Origin of the sequence: Mucilaginibacter sp. 5C4 (assembly GCF_034345625.1) — a bacterium.
Classification (GTDB): Bacteria; Bacteroidota; Bacteroidia; order Sphingobacteriales; family Sphingobacteriaceae; genus Mucilaginibacter; species Mucilaginibacter aurantiaciroseus.
This window is the reverse complement of record NZ_CP133775.1, coordinates 636469-653991: the sequence shown is the minus strand read 5'-3', so window position 1 is coordinate 653991 and position 17523 is coordinate 636469. Positions and strand designations below refer to the sequence as shown.

At 42.6% G+C, this 17523-nt stretch carries 18 protein-coding genes; 5 read left to right on the top strand and 13 right to left on the bottom strand.

Annotation, left to right across the window (positions count from 1 at the left end; translation table 11 throughout):
- Positions 1-162: 162 nt before the first annotated feature.
- The 11 genes from RHM67_RS03050 to RHM67_RS03000 form a co-directional block, all read right to left on the bottom strand.
- Complete coding sequence (locus tag RHM67_RS03050) at positions 163-1512, bottom strand: sigma-54 dependent transcriptional regulator (protein ID WP_322230556.1); 1350 nt, start codon at positions 1510-1512, stop codon at positions 163-165.
- Positions 1513-1525: 13 nt separating this feature from the next.
- Positions 1526-2662, bottom strand: a complete 1137-nt coding sequence (locus RHM67_RS03045; protein ID WP_322230554.1) for a M20/M25/M40 family metallo-hydrolase — start codon at positions 2660-2662, stop codon at positions 1526-1528.
- A 2-nt stretch (positions 2663-2664) separates the two neighbouring features.
- Positions 2665-3336 (bottom strand): GNAT family N-acetyltransferase, encoded by a 672-nt coding sequence (locus RHM67_RS03040; protein WP_322230553.1) that lies wholly within the window; start codon positions 3334-3336, stop codon positions 2665-2667.
- Positions 3337-3419: 83 nt separating this feature from the next.
- Positions 3420-3902 (bottom strand): SPFH domain-containing protein, encoded by a 483-nt coding sequence (locus RHM67_RS03035; protein ID WP_322230552.1) that lies wholly within the window; start codon positions 3900-3902, stop codon positions 3420-3422.
- A gap of 7 nt (positions 3903-3909) precedes the next feature.
- Positions 3910-4671 carry a TerC family protein gene (locus tag RHM67_RS03030; protein ID WP_322230551.1) on the bottom strand — a complete coding sequence of 254 codons (762 nt, stop codon included), beginning with the start codon at positions 4669-4671 and terminating at the stop codon, positions 3910-3912.
- Positions 4672-4756: 85 nt separating this feature from the next.
- Complete coding sequence (locus RHM67_RS03025; RefSeq protein WP_322230550.1) at positions 4757-6115, bottom strand: hypothetical protein; 1359 nt, start codon at positions 6113-6115, stop codon at positions 4757-4759.
- Positions 6096-6668, bottom strand: a complete 573-nt coding sequence (locus tag RHM67_RS03020; RefSeq protein ID WP_322230549.1) for a hypothetical protein — start codon at positions 6666-6668, stop codon at positions 6096-6098. The genes RHM67_RS03025 and RHM67_RS03020 overlap by 20 nt, the downstream gene beginning before the upstream one ends.
- The gene (locus tag RHM67_RS03015) at positions 6665-7225 is read right to left on the bottom strand and encodes a sigma-70 family RNA polymerase sigma factor (RefSeq protein ID WP_322230548.1); all 561 of its coding nucleotides are present in this window, start codon (positions 7223-7225) and stop codon (positions 6665-6667) included. The genes RHM67_RS03020 and RHM67_RS03015 overlap by 4 nt, the downstream gene beginning before the upstream one ends.
- Positions 7226-7335: 110 nt before the next feature.
- The gene (locus tag RHM67_RS03010) at positions 7336-7899 is read right to left on the bottom strand and encodes an ATP-binding protein (protein ID WP_322230547.1); all 564 of its coding nucleotides are present in this window, start codon (positions 7897-7899) and stop codon (positions 7336-7338) included.
- A gap of 9 nt (positions 7900-7908) precedes the next feature.
- A complete protein-coding gene (gene pnuC, locus RHM67_RS03005) occupies positions 7909-8532 on the bottom strand; it encodes a nicotinamide riboside transporter PnuC (RefSeq protein WP_322230545.1) in 624 nt (207 codons plus the stop codon).
- A gap of 105 nt (positions 8533-8637) precedes the next feature.
- A complete protein-coding gene (locus RHM67_RS03000) occupies positions 8638-10692 on the bottom strand; it encodes a M13 family metallopeptidase (protein WP_322230544.1) in 2055 nt (684 codons plus the stop codon).
- Positions 10693-11305: 613 nt separating this feature from the next.
- Between RHM67_RS03000 and RHM67_RS02995 the strand changes: the two genes are divergently transcribed.
- Both RHM67_RS02995 and RHM67_RS02990 read left to right on the top strand, forming a co-directional pair.
- The gene (locus RHM67_RS02995; RefSeq protein ID WP_322230543.1) at positions 11306-12445 is read left to right on the top strand and encodes an acyl-CoA dehydrogenase; all 1140 of its coding nucleotides are present in this window, start codon (positions 11306-11308) and stop codon (positions 12443-12445) included.
- 60 nt (positions 12446-12505) lie between these two features.
- Positions 12506-13735: a TlpA disulfide reductase family protein gene (locus tag RHM67_RS02990; RefSeq protein WP_322230541.1), complete on the top strand. Its 1230-nt coding sequence runs from the start codon at positions 12506-12508 to the stop codon at positions 13733-13735.
- A gap of 81 nt (positions 13736-13816) precedes the next feature.
- On the opposite strand, the gene RHM67_RS02985 is transcribed toward RHM67_RS02990, so the two are convergent.
- Both RHM67_RS02985 and mqnB read right to left on the bottom strand, forming a co-directional pair.
- Positions 13817-14668 carry a 1,4-dihydroxy-6-naphthoate synthase gene (locus RHM67_RS02985; RefSeq protein ID WP_322230540.1) on the bottom strand — a complete coding sequence of 284 codons (852 nt, stop codon included), beginning with the start codon at positions 14666-14668 and terminating at the stop codon, positions 13817-13819.
- Positions 14669-14728: 60 nt separating this feature from the next.
- On the bottom strand, positions 14729-15400 hold the full coding sequence (gene mqnB / locus RHM67_RS02980; RefSeq protein WP_322230539.1) for a futalosine hydrolase: 672 nt from the start codon (positions 15398-15400) through the stop codon (positions 14729-14731).
- 77 nt (positions 15401-15477) lie between these two features.
- Here mqnB and RHM67_RS02975 point away from each other — a divergent pair, with 77 nt between their 5' ends.
- From RHM67_RS02975 to fabD, 3 genes are all read left to right on the top strand, one after another.
- Complete coding sequence (locus tag RHM67_RS02975) at positions 15478-15894, top strand: 6-pyruvoyl trahydropterin synthase family protein (RefSeq protein WP_322232168.1); 417 nt, start codon at positions 15478-15480, stop codon at positions 15892-15894.
- 9 nt (positions 15895-15903) lie between these two features.
- Positions 15904-16542 carry a GTP cyclohydrolase I FolE gene (folE, locus tag RHM67_RS02970; protein WP_322230538.1) on the top strand — a complete coding sequence of 213 codons (639 nt, stop codon included), beginning with the start codon at positions 15904-15906 and terminating at the stop codon, positions 16540-16542.
- 84 nt (positions 16543-16626) lie between these two features.
- Complete coding sequence (gene fabD, locus RHM67_RS02965; RefSeq protein ID WP_322230537.1) at positions 16627-17511, top strand: ACP S-malonyltransferase; 885 nt, start codon at positions 16627-16629, stop codon at positions 17509-17511.
- Positions 17512-17523: the final 12 nt, after the last annotated feature.

The window sequence follows — 17523 nt, the reverse complement described above, 5'->3', positions numbered from 1 at the left end:
GATCATATTGTTATTATTTAATACAACTATGCCAATACTAATGCCATAGAGAAATTATATAAGGTAATTATTTATAAATCAGTAAATTGCATTTGTTTCAACCGTTAACAAACAAAAAAACCCTTCCATTTTGGAAGGGTTTTTTACCACAATAACGTGTCATCATGATAGCTTGTACTGATCCAGTTTACGGTATAGCGTAGTAAGCCCTATATTCAAAAGCCTGGCTGTCTCAGTTTTATTTCCACGGGCGTGGTTGAGTACTTTAGTGATGTGTTGCCTTTCCACCGATTCCATGTCCAGGGCAGAAGTTTCAAAATACACCGTACGGAATTCCAAAGGCAGCAGGTCGACATCAATGGTGTTCTTATCAGTCAGGATAACGACACGCTCGATAATATTCTTTAATTCACGAACATTACCCCTCCATTCATGTTGTTGCAGCACTTGCAGGAATTCGTCGCTGATGGTATCGATGCGTTTATTTACCTTATCTGAAAATTCCTTCAGGTAATGTTTTGCTATGAGCCCGATATCTCCTTTACGTTCATTGAGTGAGGGCAGGTTGATATTAAAAACCGAGAGCCTGTAGTAAAGGTCCAGCCGAAAATGGCCGTCCTCCGCTTCCTTTTTCAGATCGCGGTTGGTCGCCGCCAGGATACGTACGTTGACCTTGGTTGTTTGTGTAGCACCTACCTTGATGAAAGTACGGCTCTCCAGCACACGCAGGAGTTTAGCCTGCAGTTCCATGCTCATTTCACCAACCTCGTCCAAAAAAATCGTACCGTTATCGGCTTCCTCGAACAGGCCTTTTTTATCTTTGTTAGCGCCAGTAAATGCCCCGGCCTTATAACCGAATAGTTCACTTTCCAATAAACTTGCAGGAAAACTGCTGCAGTTAACAGCCACAAAGGGCTGCAATCTGCGGTTACTTTCATAATGAATCGATTCGGCAAATACTTCTTTACCGGTACCTGTTTCGCCGAGAAGCAGGACGGTAGTATCGGTAACTGCTACTTTTTTGGCAAGCCCGATGGCTTCGTGTATAGCTTTTGACCGGCCAAGAATATGCTCAAAACTATATTTGCCTGTAATTCGGGCTTCCAGGTTAAATATCCGGATATGAAAATGTGCTTTTTCGGCTGCTTTGTAAACCAACGGAATGATCTTATCATTATCATCGCCTTTGGTGAGATAATCGAAACTGCCATTTTTAACCGCCCGAACGGCATCCGATATCGTGCCGTAAGCGGTCATATTGATGACTTCCACAAAGGGCTTTTTATCTTTGATCATCTTTACCAGGTCCACGCCGTTGATGTCCGGGAGTTTGACGTCACTTACCACTACTTGTATATCTTCAAGCATCAGCTTTTTAAGGCCTTCTTTACCCGTATGTGCAATGATTACCCGGAAACCCTCCAGTTCCAATATCCGGCCAATTAATGACGCCAGTTTCTGTTCATCATCAATCACCAATACGGTGGACGATGGTATCTTTTTTATTTCCACTAAAATTGAATATTTAAGTCCTGTTTTGATTATCCGGATTATTGATCAAACAATACATCATTGATTTAAGCAGGCGGATGTAAATTAATATGCCTTCGCTTATTTCCTCTATAAAAATGAACTCATCGGCCATGTGTGAACGGGCTGAATCACCCGGCCCCATCTTTATAGATGGCACATCGAGCCAGCCCCGGTCCGAACTGGTTGGCGAAACAAATGTTTTCCTTCCGATAGATAAACCTGTGCGAACAACCGGGTGAATATGATCAATGCAAGTTGGCTTCAGTATACCCGGCCTGACCTTAATCTCAGAAGTTGTATGTTGGCTGATCATAGCGAGTATTTCCTCAACAGTAAAACAATCACTCAGCCGCACATCTACCATAAATTGGCATTCATTCGGAATGATATTATGCTGCAACCCGGCATTGATCCCTGTAACCGTCATTTTGATCGGCCCCATGAATCCGGATTGTTTTGGAAAATTGTAAGTCGAAAACCATTGAATATCACTCAATGCTTTATATAAAGCATTGACCCCTTCGTTTCTTGCGGAATGGCCTGCTACGCCATAGGCGGTGCAATCCAGCACCATACACCCCATTTCTGCAGTAGCCATATCCATTTTCGTTGGTTCACCTACGATGGCAAAATCTATCTTTCCAAGTTCATGCAGGATAGAACTGATCCCATTTTTACCAGAACTTTCTTCTTCCGCGCTAGCCAAAAAGCATAAGTTATAGGCAAGATCTGTGCGGTTGTAAAAGAAGCAAAAAACGGCTAACAATGAAACCAGGGAACCACCGGCGTCATTACTGCCCAACCCATAAAGCTTATCACTTACTATTTCCGCGTCAAAAGGGTCGCGTGTGTATCCCACATTTGGCTGAACGGTATCGTGATGAGAGTTCAGCAATATTGTTGGTTTATCGGCTTTATAAAATTTATTGTAGGCCCAGACATTGTTATGATGCCTTTTACAGCCGATGCCGCGGTTGGCTAAAAAAGTGATGATCAGGTTAGCCGTTCCATCTTCGCCTTCACTAAACGATGGGGTTTCAATGAGTTGTTTAAGCAGGCTGACTGCTTCCTCTGCCAGTCCGGCAATAGGATCTTCTTCTATCAGGTGTTCATCAATTACTTGGTACATATCTATATTTGATTAACATTAACTTTTTCAGACTGATTTTTTGCTGGGTCGAAAAGCATGGCTGTACACAGGCAATTGCATTTTTTCCTGCTGTTTAATACGTCATGGTTGACGCAACTTTTACAGCCTTCCCAAAAGGTCTCTTCATGGGTGATCTCTGAATAGGTAACCGGCTCGAACCCCAAGCGGGTATTTAGTTTTAAAATAGCAAGGCCTGAGGTTATAGAAAAAATAAGGGCCTTAGGAAACTTTTGACGTGATAAACGAAAGACTTCTTCTTTGATTGCCTGCGCGACGCCATTTTTCCTGTATTCGGGGGCAACGATTAGTCCGCTATTGGATATAAACTTTCCGTCTTCCCAAACTTCCAGGTAGGTAAATCCAACCCAATTGCCGCAGTCTGATACTGCTATAACCGCTTTGCCATCATATATTTTGGCTTTGATCGAATCAACCGATCTTTTTGAAATACCGGAACCCCTGGCTATAGCGGAACGTTCCGTTTCTTCTGAAATTTGTTTTGCATAAATATAATCTGAAGGTTGTGCTAACCTTACGCTTATTCGTCCACCATCCATTTTTTTGTTTTTAGATAACCGAAACTCCAAGTTCCGGTTCATAAACTCAGCAGCCAAAAGGATGCCTTTGCTACTGAGATATTTAGAATCAACCACTTTGTTAGCTAAAATATCGGTAAATATTTTTTTAGTGATTACTCGTGTGATTTAGTACCCTTTCAAAACGGAAGGATTTTTTATCAGTATGGGACGCTGATCCCAAAACCTTTATTTATCCGTAAGCATAATCGGATTTCCCTTGCCGCCGCCAATAATAATAACGTGGCATTAGGTGATAACGCTATTTCCTTTTGGGCCTTTATAGATTCATATTGTAACTGTTTGTCGGACAAACCAGTGGAAAGTATTTTTTGATAATCTGCTATACCTTGTGCTTCTACACGTTTTCGTTCTGCTTCCTGGCGCTCTTTCTGCAATACGAACTGCATCTTTTGCGCGTCCTGTTCTGCGTTGATCTTAGACTCTATACTTGCCCTAACCGACGCGGGTAAAGTGATATTCAGGACCAATATCTGCTGCATCTCTAGTCCGCGTTTGTCAAAACTTACGGTTATCGTGCGGTTGATCTTGTCCTGAAACTCCTGGCGCTTTCCGGAATACAGGTCAACTGCCGTATAATTAACGGCATTGTCCCTGATCACTGTTCTTGATATGGGGCGCACAATTTTATCAATGTAGTTTTCCCCTATATGCACGTTTTGTGCGCATCTTCAAATTCAGCATCTCTACCAAAATGGAGAACGCCATGGCAAAATAGATATATCCTTTAGGAATATGCTGTTCAAATGCCTCGGCTAATAACGATACGCCTATTAACAACAGGAATGACAAGGCCAGCATCTTTACAGTTGGGTGCTTGTTTACAAAGCTTGCCACACTACTTGATGCCCACATCATGACACCAACGGCAACCACTACGGCTGCTATCATGATCTCGACGTGTTTAGCCATACCCACTGCAGTAATAACCGAATCTAATGAGAATACAATATCCAGCAGCATGATCTGAAAAATGGTAGCCCAGAAAGAATGTGGTTTAACATTCTCAGCCCCGTCTTCATCCCCCTCAATTTTATGGTGGATCTCGGCAGTACTTTTATAGATCAGGAATAAACCTCCTATTATCAATATCAGATCACGGCCTGAGATGGCCAGTTTTTCTACCCACTCGGGATCGGTAATGTTAAATATACCCGACAGGCTAAACAGTGGCGCCGTCAGCTTCATCACCCAGGTAATGGTAAGCAATAATAAAACGCGGGTTATCATAGCCATGGCTAAACCCAGTTTGCGGCCTTTTTCCTGTTGCTTTTTTGGGAGCTTGTCTGATAATATAGATATGAAGATCACATTATCGATACCCAAAACAATTTCTAAAACGGTTAGTGTGATAAGCGATACCCACGCTTCCGGGTCGGTTAATATTTCCATGCAGGTGTAAATGTATGCCTTAAAAACAGCAAAACCCCTGCCGTTTATAGCAGGGGTATAACTTTTATGATAGATCCAATAGTTTTTAATAAAAGTGCACGTCGGTATAGCTTGCGTTGATAGCAATTTTGCCATCACTATTGCTTTTGCCAATGTAGCCTTTGTATGTTTTTGTCGACGACCAGCCCCTATCCTCGTCAGAGGGCGTTTTGGCGGTTACCTTTATATTGTCATTATTATAATTAAAACTGCCCAGTTTAGTTACAACATCAAAATTATAACTATCGGCGCCTTTAAAGTCAAGCTTGATTTTGGTGAATGATGCATTAATAGTCAGGTTACGTACCGATCTGTCTATAGCGCCAATATTAAACCCGTCGCCATATTTTATATTGATATCGGCAGAAGTTTTTAACCTGTCGGCACTAAAACCCGCGAATGATATGTTTGCGGTTACATTGCTTACTGTACCGGCTTTAACCTTACCGTAGCCTACATCCAGTTTGCCGCCATTAAAGGTTACAATATTAGCATCGCCAAAACGTACACGTATATCGTTATCTTTACTTAAAAGCTGTTGCGCGTTTAATGTACCATATGATACATGCACCGTTGCTTTACCACTCAGATCGGGTAGGATAACATTACCAAACTTATTGGTGATATCAACGGCATTGGCCGCGGGTATATAAACGGTGTAGTTAACTTCCATATGATTATCACCATTGCTGCCGTTATTGCGGGCAAGGTTGGTTTTGAATGATACAATAGAGCCTACTTTGCTATCGCTGATGCTTGAACCGTTGATCATACTATTAACGTAATCCTCATCGTCCGATCCGAATTTCATTTGCACATCAACCTTAAATTCATTTTTGGCCCAAGTGTTTACCACAATTTTGCCAAAGCTGTTGCTTATTTGTAACACATCGTTGCCATCAACGCTGTAAGTTTTGCTGTAGTTTTTAATCTTTTCGTTTATCTGGCCATTGGCAAGCTTCTCTTTGTATTCGTCGCTGTTAAGGTTGTTACTATTGCTATAACTTACGCCATTAAAGTTTTTGAACGCTCCCGAAAATTCTGGGGCCATATCACTAAAGTTGCCGGCGAAGTTTTTGCCGAAATCTTTGAAGCTTTCAGTAAACGTTTTGTCAAATCCTTTAAAGCTTTCACTAAAATTCTTGTCGAAATCTTTAAAAGCGAAGGCCATATCCTTGTTCGCATTAAAGTTTTTCTGCTTCATCTTTTGTTTAAGATCGCGCATTTTAACTTTAAGGTCGGCCATCTTTTTATCAAACTGTTTAAAATCAGTTTTAGGAGTGGTTACCTCAGGTGCTTGTGGTGGCGCAGGCGGTTGTACAGGGGTTTCCTGTGCAAAGGCAGCTGCGCTGATGGCTACTATCGCAATAGCGGCAAGCAACCGGTTAAATATCTTTGTTTTCATTTTCATGATCCTTTTTACTTTGATTAAACTGTTCAATAACACTTAATTGCTGATTAAGCACCTCGGTTTGTATTTGCAAGTTTCGGATCATTGCACGTAAAACACGTTCCTGGTTGGGGCTGGTTGCTAAATCAATATTTAGTTTTTTGTAGTTGGCATCCATCTTTAAAAGCTCCGCGTTAAACTCGTTGTATAACTGCGGGTCAAATTTGGCAACCAATTTTAACCTGGTACGTTTGCTCTCTATCATCGAGGCATAGTGCACCTGCTGTTTAGCATAAGTGGGGTTAATGTCGGCGAGGTCTATCCCTGCCGGCTTTTGATTTTTTAAATACAGGCAAAATCCTAAACCCATCACCACAATAACCGTTGCGGCTACCTTTAGCACAAAGCCCAGCGAAAAAGTTTTTGCTTCGCGCTTTTGTATGGTTGGCTGTTGTTCCTCCCACGCGTCAAGCTCCATGGCAATTTTGTTCCAGATATCGGCGCGTGGCTCCAGGTCGTCAAGTTCCTCCCTGTTGTTTTTCATAAAATCTTCTAACCTCTTGCTCATTTCTTAACTCCCTTTCTTATTAATATGTCGCTTAGTTTCCTCTTTGCTCTCAAAAACTGTGTTCTTGATGTGTTTTCTGTTATGTTTAGTACCTGCCCTATCTCCTCGTGGTCGTACCCCTCCAATAAATAGAGGGATAGTACCACCCGGTAACCTTCGGGCAGTTCTTTCATGGCTTCTTTAACCTGTGCTACCTGGTATTGTACATCCTCATCGTCCCATGCTTCTTCGTCGGCTACATTATCCAGGTGGCCGTCTTCAACCTCAACAAACTCTAACTTGCGTTTGCGTAAAAGGTTTATAGCGCGGTGCACCACAATCTGTTTAAGCCACAAACCAAAGGTAGTTTCCTGCCTAAAATCCTTCAGCTTATGAAAAGCATCCGTAAACGATTCCTGCAAAACATCTTCCGCCTCGGCAATGTTGCCCACTATTCTAAAGGCGACGTTCAACATCGCTTTTGAGTATAGCTTGTACAACTCATAACAGGCTTTTTTACTGCCCTGCTTACACTCAACCACCAGGTTGTAGTGTTTATCTACGTATACGGCTTCCAAAATATTGACAGGTTTCAAGTTAAATGACGCAGGATATTTGGTAACGTTGCACTGAGGGTTGAAAAAAGATCAGAATTTACAGGATGCTATATGGATATTTTAAAAATCCTTTAATTATGTAAATTCTGATTCAGATAACTGTCTATCGCCTCAACGGCTTTTGCATATCTATCTTCGCCTATGCCAGATATGGTAATATAATTTGCGTTAAGGGCATTTAATTCATTGGTCCATATATCCATAAAGTGTTCGCGCATGTGGGGGAAATCTCGCAGGGGGTCATCCTGCCAGGGCAGATCGATATCTAATAGCAGGTATAAGTCGTATAGGCGTTTGGGTAATTCATCAATAACCTCCTGCGGGGCTTTGCCGAAGATCTCGTCGCTCCAGATCTTTACAGTGATAAAAGTGGTATCGCAGATTAGCAGCTTATTCGCCTTTGGCAATATCGCTGCCTCTAAGGCCAGTTGACCGTGAAACATATTGATCTCGTCCTGCCATGTAGGTGGTTCGGATAGTTTTTCGCAATAGCCACGGGAGAACTCGGGAACCCAAACAGTTTTGTAATGTTCCGCCAAAAATGCCGACATGGTGGATTTACCTGTAGATTCGGGACCAACAACGGCTATTTTAATTATATCGGGAGTTGAATGTTCTATTTCAGATTTAGTCATCAGATAATGTTAAGAAAGCTGCTTTTTATATTCCCGTTTCCAGTCGCGGTAACCAAGGGCTGCAATTATAATTAATATAAAAAACATGAATGCAGTTATCAGTAAGTCCTTTTTAAAATAGATAACAGTATATATAATATCAACAAAAACCCATATCAGCCAGTTCTGCAAAATTTTGCGCGTTAAAAAAAATTGGGCTACAAAACTACATGCCGTGCAAAAGCTATCTATATAAGGATAAGCCGGCGGGCGATAATTCAGTTTTTGTGTGAAAGTGATCAACGTATAACCCAGCACCGGTGTCAGAATTAACACAAACAGCGCCGCGTATAACATTTGTTTGGGGGTGATGGATACGATCGGCGTTTTATCCTCAACCTTGGGGTGGCGGCTCCAGTTATACCAGCCGTACATACTGGTAAGGCATAAGTAAACGTACTGCAGCATATCGGCATATAGAGCAGCTTTATGATAAATGTAAATGTATAATACTGTGCTGATAATGGCGACGGGCCAGTTTAAGATGTTATTTTTTGCAGCCAGGTACACACATGCAAGCCCTGTTACAACCCCGGTAAGTTCTTGCCAGGTTTGATGCTGCCACCATTGTTGCAAGGTGTGGATGATTTGCATGATGTAAATATAATAAGCCCCCTCTAAATCTCCCCCGGAAGGGGAGATTTTATTATTATATAATAGTTAAATCACTTACTTCCGGGGAGGGTTTGAGTGGGGCTTCTACCAGATCTTCACCCGCTTATCGGGATCCAGCCACATTTTATCGCCTTTTTTTATGCCGAATGCCTGATAAAATTCGGGTACATCGGTAAACGGACCGTTCACACGCATAAAGCCGGGTGAGTGTTCATTAGTAAGGACCTGGCTTGAGAGGGATTCCTTTCTGTCTTGCCCTAACCAACCCAACGCATATCCTAAAAAGTAGCGCTGTACCGGGGTAAGGCCATTTATAGCTTTGCCGTTTTTATACTGGTCGGTTTTTTTGAAGGCATCTAGGCCGATAACAATACCACCCAGATCTGCAATATTTTCGCCGAGAGTAGCTTTGCCGTTAATGTGCAAGCCGTAAACGGTGTAGCCACTAAACTGGTCGGCAAGCATTTTTGCACGCTGTGCAAACTTGGTTGAATCTTGCGGCGTCCACCAAGCTTTCAGGTTCCCTTTTTCATCGTACTGGCGGCCCTGGTCGTCAAAGCCGTGGGTAATTTCGTGGCCGATGGTTGATGCTGCGCCGTAACCGTAAACTACCGCGTCGTCTATATTTTCGTCCAGGGCCCAAGGCACCATAAATATGGCGGCTGGCAATACAATTTCATTGTTTGATGGATTGTAGTATGCGTTATAGGTTTGTGGCGTCATGCCCCACTCGGTACGGTCAACCGGTTTGCCTAATTTATCCGCATTAAGCTTATGCCAGTAGATATTACCGCGGATAACGTTTTGCACGTACGAGTTACGGTCGATCTCCAACGAGGAAAAATCTTTCCATTTATCAGGAAACCCAACTTTAGGATATACTTTAGCCAGCTTGGTATGTGCTTTAGCTTTGGTTGCATCGCTCATCCAGTCCAGTTTATCAATATGCTCGCCAAAGGAGGTGCGTACGGCCTCAACCATATCTACGTAACGTTTCTTGGTTTTCTCGGGGAAGTATTCTTTCACAAATATCTGCCCAAGAACTTCGCCCATCAGTCCGCTTTCGGTATCCAGTACACGTTTCCAGCGGGGCAATTGCTCTTTTTTACCGGAGATCACAGTGCCGTAAAAGCGAAAGTTCTCATCCTCGAAGGGCTTGCTCAAATACGCGCCGAAATCGTCTGCCAGGTTTTTACGCAGGTAATTTTTCCAGTCATCAATACTATAAACCGCAAGTGCTTTGTTTACCGCGCGGTAGTATTCCGGCTGGCCAACAATAACAGTATCAACCTTTTTGTAATCCATTTGTTCAAAAATGGTTTTCCAGTCGATAACCGGGGCGAGTTTACTTAAACCAGCTAACGGCATTTTGTTATAGTTGTGATATGGGTCGCGCAGGTCTTCCAGCTTACGGGAGCTATCGGCTAAAAACTTTTCTATAGCATAAGTTTTTTTAGTTGCAGCTAAAGCAGCATCGGGCATTAAGCCTAACAGCCTGTATAAGGCAGGAAGGTGCTTTTGCTGGTAATCGTTTCGTATAGCAACGCTATGTTCATCGGTATTAAAATAATAATCGCGGTTTGGTAGCCCAATACCGCCTTGGTAAAGCTGCATAATTACCTTTTCGCTGTTGCGTTCGTCCTGCCCGGCGTAGGCACCTATAGGCATAGTTACGCCAATATTTCCCAGATGGGCAAACTCGGCCAATAAAGTTTTCACATCGGTTACCTGATCAATTTTAGCCAGCTCATCTTTTAAGGCGCTTAAGCCTTTCTTGTTAATGTTAACCGTATCTAAACCGCTAAAATAAAAATCACCTATCTTTTGCGTATTGGTGCCTTTTGCTGCCTTCTCTTTTAGAGCATCTTCGTTTATCTTTTTTAGCTTATCGCGCAAATCTTCCTGCACCACGTTGCCAATACCCCATGAAGAGTACGCACCGGGTACAGGGTTCATTTTTAACCAGGCACCGTTTGCATATTGAAAAAAGTCATCGCCGGGCTTAACACTTTTATCGATGTTATGGATCAGCACATCGTGCTCGGCGTAGATCTTATTCTTGTCTTTACAAGCGCTTAGCAATAATGCGACAACAACAAAAGCCGAAATCGCAAAAATCTTGTTCTTTTTTATAGTCATTTTGATAATTTGTCTAAAAATAAATACAGCATGTGTATAGAAAAACAGAATGTTGTAATATACTGTACACCAATTTTTAAGTAATTTTCACTAAAAGTGGGGCTAATGAAGCATTAAAGCAAAAAATTATTGATCTTTTTACAATAACGAAAAAACACGTATTTCTACGTTATTTAGGATAGAAATAAATGATGTTTAAACTCCATAATTCAACATAAACACTTAACAATCAGCATATAAAATAATATCCTATAATATTAGTAGATTTTATACTATTGTGCAATCCTCCTATTTGGAATATTTTTAATAGTGGCTTATTCAAATATTTTTATCGTTTTTAAATTATGGCTTAGCTTTTGTTAAAATTTAATCGGTCCTGCATACATCTTTGAAAAATATATCATCTACCTATGAAAAATTTTCAATTTGTTAATAAGGTTTAAGTGAATTCTCAGTTGCCCAAGTTGAGATGAATATGTTCTTTTATTTTGGGTTTAATCAATAGTTTAAATTAATTAGGGGAAAAGGGAGCTTCAAAAGGGCTCTCTTTTTTTATGCTTCAATTAATACTATGCGTGCATAGTATTAATTGAAATTTGTTTTATATTTACACATGCATTTTGAACTAACCGAAGAACACTTAATGATACGCCAGGCGGCGCGCGATTTTGCACAAACCGAACTAAAACCCGGCGTGATAGAACGTGATGAGCACCAGAAATTCCCTGCCGAACAAATTAAAAAGTTGGGAGAGCTGGGCTTTTTAGGCATGATGGTGTCGCCTGAGTATGGCGGTAGTGGGATGGATGCCATATCCTACGCTATTGTAATGGAAGAACTTTCTAAAGTTGATGCATCGGCATCAGTAGTGGTATCGGTAAACAATTCGCTGGTTTGTTACGGGTTAGAAAAGTATGGTAACGAAGCGCAAAAACAAAAGTATTTAGTGCCTTTGGCGCAAGGCCAGGTAATAGGCGCGTTTTGCCTTAGCGAACCCGAGGCCGGTTCTGACGCTACATCGCAACACACTACCGCCATTGATATGGGCGACCATTACCTGCTTAACGGCACCAAAAACTGGATTACCAACGGTAGCACGGCATCTACCTATATAGTAATGGCTCAAACAGATTCCAGTAAAAAACACCGTGGTATTAATGCTCTTATCGTTGAAAAAGGCATGGAGGGCTTTACCGTTGGCAACAAAGAAAATAAACTGGGCATACGAGGATCTGATACGCATTCGCTGATGTTTACAGATGTTAAAGTGCCCAAAGAGAACCGTATTGGCGAAGATGGCTTCGGCTTCAAATTCGCGATGGCTACGCTGGAAGGTGGCCGTATAGGTATCGCCTCGCAGGCATTAGGTATTGCATCAGGGGCTTACGAGTTATCGGTACAGTACGCTAAAGAGCGAAAAGCCTTTGGTAAACCCCTGGCTAATTTGCAGGCCATTCAATTTAAACTGGCTGATATGGCTACCGAAATTGAGGCCGCCCGCTTACTTTGCTACCGCGCTGCCTGGTTAAAAGATAATGGCCAACCTTATGCGCAAGCAGCATCAATGGCTAAACTGTTTGCATCAGAAACCGCAATGCGTACTACAGTCGAGGCAGTACAGATCCACGGCGGTTACGGTTTTGTGAAAGAATACCATGTGGAGCGATTGATGCGCGATGCTAAAATTACGCAGATCTACGAGGGTACTTCCGAAATTCAGCGCATTGTCATATCGCGTGGGGTGTTGAAATAGTTTGGCTACATTTATTACTTTTGAAAAAAGTATATAAAATTAGTAGACTATTATTCTGCCATGATAAAAAAGATATTATTTAGCGCGGTGCTTGTTACCTCGCTTACCCATATAGCACCGGCACAAACCAAATTACAAACAGGTATTTGGCGAGGTGTTTTGAATACTGCGGCGAAAAAAGAGATCGCTTTTAACTTTGAAGTGACCAATGCCGGCGGTAAGCAAATACTGTCTATTATAAATAGTACAGAGCATTTTAAGGTAACGGATGTTACCGGCAAAGGCGATTCGGTATTCATAAAAATGCCGTTGTTTGATTCGGAATTTAGGTTGAAGCAAGCCGACAGCAAATTAACCGGCCATTATATAAGGCACTTAGGCGACCGTGATGTACCAATGGGCTTTACCGCGACGGCCGGTACACCATGGCGCTTTTTTAAAACTCCTGCCAAAACTAACTACAATGTTAGCGGCCGCTGGAGCGCCTTAATTGGCGATAGCACAGGCCGCGATACAACAGTTGGCGAATTTAAACAGGTTGGCCAAAAAGTTACCGGAACCTTCCTGACCACTACAGGCGATTACCGCTTTTTAGAAGGCACCGTAAGCGGCGATAGCCTCTACCTTTCCTGCTTTGATGGCGGGCATGCATTCCTGTTCACCGCAAAGATCGAAGATGATAATACCTTAACCAATGGTAAATTCTTTTCTGGCCTAACTGGAAAAGATGTTTGGACAGCTGTACGCAACGAGAACGCCAAACTACCGGATGCTTACTCCCTATCCGCATTAAAACCGGGTTACAAAAAACTGGCGTTTAGCTTCAAAGACCTAACCGGCAAAACGGTTTCATTGGATGATGAGCGTTTTAAAAACAAGGTGGTTATTGTGCAGATCATGGGGTCGTGGTGCCCTAACTGTATGGATGAAACGGCCTACATGGTCAACTACTATAAAAAGTATCAGCCCCGCGGTGTAGAGGTTATTGGCCTGGCATATGAGCGCACAACAGATTTTGCCAAATCGCAAAAAGCGCTGGCGCAGGTAAAAAACAGGTTTGATATCAAATACCCGATACTGATAACCGGTTACACCAGTAATAAGGAAGAAACTGCCAAAAGCCTGCCTATGCTTACCAAAGTTGTGGGTTTTCCAACAACAATCATTATTGATAAAACCGGCGATGTACGCAAGGTCCACACCGGTTTTAGCGGCCCGGGCACAGGTGAACATTACACCGAATTTATCAGTGAGTTTGAAAAGCTGACGGATGATTTGCTGGCGGAGTAGCCTCACCTAAATCCTCTCCAAAGGAGAGGACTTTGCCTTCCTTTTCAGAGCCCTCTCCTTTGGAGAGGGCAGGGTGAGGCTTTAGGGATTCAAAAATAAACTTTCGCTTATCTGTGGAATAATACCTTTCACCAGTGCTGTATCAAAAAGTAGCTTTACGGCTTTTTTACCTTCCATACCCAAATCAACAGAGAACTTATTTACATAAAGGTCAATGTGTTTGTACATCACTTCTTCGCTCATTTCCTGCGCGTGCGAACGGATGTATTCTAAGCCTGATTTTGGGTTGGCAAAAGCAAACTCGACTGAGCGTTTTATCACCTTGTTTATTTTATGCTGAATATCTGATGGCAAATTGCGGTTAGCTACTATGCCGCCAAGTGGAATAGCGCAGCCGGTGCGTTTTTCCCAGTAGTCGCCCAAGTCTATTATTTTGTACAGGCCTTTATCCTGGTAAGTAAACCGGTTTTCGTGGATGATCAACCCAACATCAACACGGCCTTCTAATACGGCATTCTCAATATCCGAGAAAACCAGTTCTTGCTTATTGATGGCATCCGGGTAAGCCAGGCTTATTAAAAAGTTGGCAGTGGTATATTTGCCGGGGATACCTATTTTAAGGGTTCTATCCCCCGTTTCAAGTCGTTCTTTTAATTCTTCAGCACTCCCTTTGCAAACCAGCATGGGGCCTACGCCAAAACCTAAAGCACTACCGGCATCCAGCAACACATATTTATCTGCCGCATAAGCAAAGGCATGATAACTTAATTTGGTAATATCAAGTTCGCCGCGAAAAGCCTTTTGGTTAAGGGTTTCCACATCATCATAAAACACTTCAAAATCCAGGCCTTCAGTATCTATTTTATGGTGAATAAGCGCGTCGAATATAAAAGTATCGTTAGGGCAGGGCGAAAAGCCGATGGTAAGTTTCATTTTCTGGTGTTGGAATGTTGTAACGTTAAAATGTTGAAGGTTAGCATGCAAGGTCAAACATTACAACTTTGCACCCTTTAAACGTTCCAACAACTCCACAGCAAATGTATTTAGATTTTTAACGGCTAAACCTATTTGCCATGCATCCCGATTACGTTTTTCTACATAATTTGACACAGCCCTGATCTGCATACAGGGCACCCCCGCTTCGCGGCAGGCATAAAAGAAAGCCGCGCCTTCCATACCTTCTATTTGCGGATTAAGCCGTTGTTGTATTTTTTGGATAGATGCCTTATGCCCGTGCACTGTGTTTACGGTAATGGCTGTAGCTTGCTTTAAACCGGCATCCGGGTAAATATCCGACAATGGTTTACTCGCTTTAAAAACGCTTTCGCCAAAGCCCATGTCTGCTATCGGCAAAAAGGCTTCGTCGTCCTGCGCACCAAGTTCGGCTATGGTATCATGAGTGGTCTCAACCAGATCACCAAGGGCTATGCCGCGGTCAAAGCAACCAGCAATACCCAGATTTATAGCCAAGTCGTATTGGTTTTTTGCCAGTTCGAGGCCAAGTGAATAAGCCGTAGCAACCATGCCAACGCCGGTTATTAATACTGAGTGGTGCGGGGAGAGATGTGTGAGGTGCGTTTTCTTTTCGCTCTTCACTCCAATATCTCCGCTCCCAAACAAACCTCCAACCTCAAAAGAAGTCGCCGCTACAAATAATATGCGCATAAATGCTGTTTTTTGACAGCTAAGATAAAACAACTCGCCTGTTTTTGTTTTGTATATTTGCACCATTAATTGCTATGATGATACACATAACGCGCAAAGAACATTTTAACGCAGCACACCGCATGTACCGCGAGGAATGGAGTGCAGAGAAAAACAATGAGGTTTTTGGCAAATGTGCCAACCCAAACTGGCATGGCCACAATTACAACTTGTTTGTAACCGTAAAGGGCGAAGTTACCCACGCTACAGGTTACCTGATGGATCTTAAAGACCTTAAGGTGATCATAAACGACTATGTGATTGAAAAGCTGGATCATAAAAACATCAATTTGGATGTTGAATTTATGAAGGGCATGATGGCATCTACCGAGCTGCTAACCATTGGCATATTCAACCAGCTTAAGGGCCCTATCCAGGCTTACCCGGGCGTATTTCTGCACTCGGTAAAATTGTACGAAACAGAAAATAACTCTGCCGAATACTTTGGCGGATAACCCAAACTCATGACTGACCACGATAACATTCCTGACAGGGACGAGGGCATAAACGGCTACCAAAAGATAGATCGTTATAACCCGCAGCTGATCAAAAACCTATCAGCAAATTACCTTGATGTTTTAAAACAGATAGGTGAAAACCCCGAGCGCGAAGGCTTATTAAAAACCCCCGAACGTGTTGCCAAAGCCATGCTTTACCTCACCCACGGGTATGATCTGGATGCTAAAGAGATCCTGAATTCGGCAATGTTTAAGGAAGAGTACAGCCAAATGGTAATTGTAAAAGATATTGAGGTGTATTCGATGTGCGAGCATCACATGCTGCCTTTCTTTGGCAAAGCGCATATTGCTTACATACCTAATGGATATGTGGTAGGCCTCAGCAAGATCCCGAGGATAGTAGATGTTTTCGCCCGCCGCTTGCAGGTGCAGGAACGATTGACAAACGAGATCCGCGATTGTATCCAGGAAACGCTTAACCCAATAGGAGTTGGCGTGGTAATTGAGTGCAGGCACCTGTGCATGAGCATGCGCGGCGTACAAAAACAAAACTCGGTAACCACCACATCGGCATTTACCGGCGAGTTTTTGAAAGGCCAAACCAGGACAGAGTTTTTAAACCTGATTTCTTCGAAATTAAGTTAGTTCATTGGTTTACTGGTTCATTAGTTCATCGGCAAAAGCTTTGAATTAGAACCATTGAACTAATGAACCAATAAACCATAACAAATGAAAGCATATATTTTTCCGGGCCAAGGTGCCCAATTCCCGGGTATGGGTAAAGACCTTTACGAACAAAGCGAACAAGCCCGTGAATTATTTGAGCAAGCTAACGAGATCCTTGGCTTCCGCATTACCGATATAATGTTTAACGGTACCGAAGATGATCTGAAACAAACCAATGTAACCCAACCGGCTATATTCCTGCATTCGGTAATACTGGCTAAAGTTTTGGGTGATAATTTTACACCTGAGATGGTTGCAGGTCATTCTTTGGGCGAATTTTCGTCATTAGTGGCCGCTGGCGCGTTATCATTTGCCGATGGATTGCGATTAGTTGCTGCCCGTGCAAACGCTATGCAAAAAGCCTGCGAAATTCAACCCGGAGCCATGGCTGCAATTTTAGCCCTTGATGATTTTACGGTAGAAGACATTTGCCAGCGTTTAACTGATGTAGTTGTACCAGCAAATTATAACTGCCCGGGTCAGCTCGTAATATCAGGCACGGAAGCCGGTGTGGATGCCGCCTGTATTAAAATGACCGAAGCCGGTGCTAAACGTGCTTTAAAATTAAACGTTGGTGGTGCATTCCACTCGCCCTTAATGGAAGCTGCCCGTGTAGAATTGGAAGCTGCCATTGTTAACACCGAGTTTAAAGAGCCAATTTGCCCGGTGTATCAAAACATAGATGCTAAACCATATACTGATATTGAGCACATAAAACATAACCTGATAGCACAGCTAACAGGCCCTGTGCGCTGGACACAAACTGTTGAGCATATGCTGGAGGATGGCGCTACATCGTTTACTGAGGTTGGGCCCGGCAAGGTTTTACAAGGCCTTGTTAAAAAGGTAAACCGCGAGGTTGCTACGGCAAGCGCTGTAATAGAATAATTACAATAAAGC

Coding starts and splice junctions, on each gene's coding strand:
- RHM67_RS03045 (WP_322230554.1), bottom strand. CDS start 2,662: ATGTACCAAGTAATTGATGAACACCTGATAGAAGAAGATCCTATTGCC.
- RHM67_RS03030 (WP_322230551.1), bottom strand. CDS start 4,671: ATGGAAATATTAACCGACCCGGAAGCGTGGGTATCGCTTATCACACTA.
- RHM67_RS03025 (WP_322230550.1), bottom strand. CDS start 6,115: ATGAAAACAAAGATATTTAACCGGTTGCTTGCCGCTATTGCGATAGTA.
- RHM67_RS03020 (WP_322230549.1), bottom strand. CDS start 6,668: ATGAGCAAGAGGTTAGAAGATTTTATGAAAAACAACAGGGAGGAACTT.
- RHM67_RS03010 (WP_322230547.1), bottom strand. CDS start 7,899: ATGACTAAATCTGAAATAGAACATTCAACTCCCGATATAATTAAAATA.
- pnuC (WP_322230545.1), bottom strand. CDS start 8,532: ATGCAAATCATCCACACCTTGCAACAATGGTGGCAGCATCAAACCTGG.
- RHM67_RS03000 (WP_322230544.1), bottom strand. CDS start 10,692: ATGACTATAAAAAAGAACAAGATTTTTGCGATTTCGGCTTTTGTTGTT.
- RHM67_RS02995 (WP_322230543.1), top strand. CDS start 11,306: ATGCATTTTGAACTAACCGAAGAACACTTAATGATACGCCAGGCGGCG.
- RHM67_RS02990 (WP_322230541.1), top strand. CDS start 12,506: ATGATAAAAAAGATATTATTTAGCGCGGTGCTTGTTACCTCGCTTACC.
- RHM67_RS02985 (WP_322230540.1), bottom strand. CDS start 14,668: ATGAAACTTACCATCGGCTTTTCGCCCTGCCCTAACGATACTTTTATA.
- mqnB (WP_322230539.1), bottom strand. CDS start 15,400: ATGCGCATATTATTTGTAGCGGCGACTTCTTTTGAGGTTGGAGGTTTG.
- RHM67_RS02975 (WP_322232168.1), top strand. CDS start 15,478: ATGATACACATAACGCGCAAAGAACATTTTAACGCAGCACACCGCATG.
- folE (WP_322230538.1), top strand. CDS start 15,904: ATGACTGACCACGATAACATTCCTGACAGGGACGAGGGCATAAACGGC.
- fabD (WP_322230537.1), top strand. CDS start 16,627: ATGAAAGCATATATTTTTCCGGGCCAAGGTGCCCAATTCCCGGGTATG.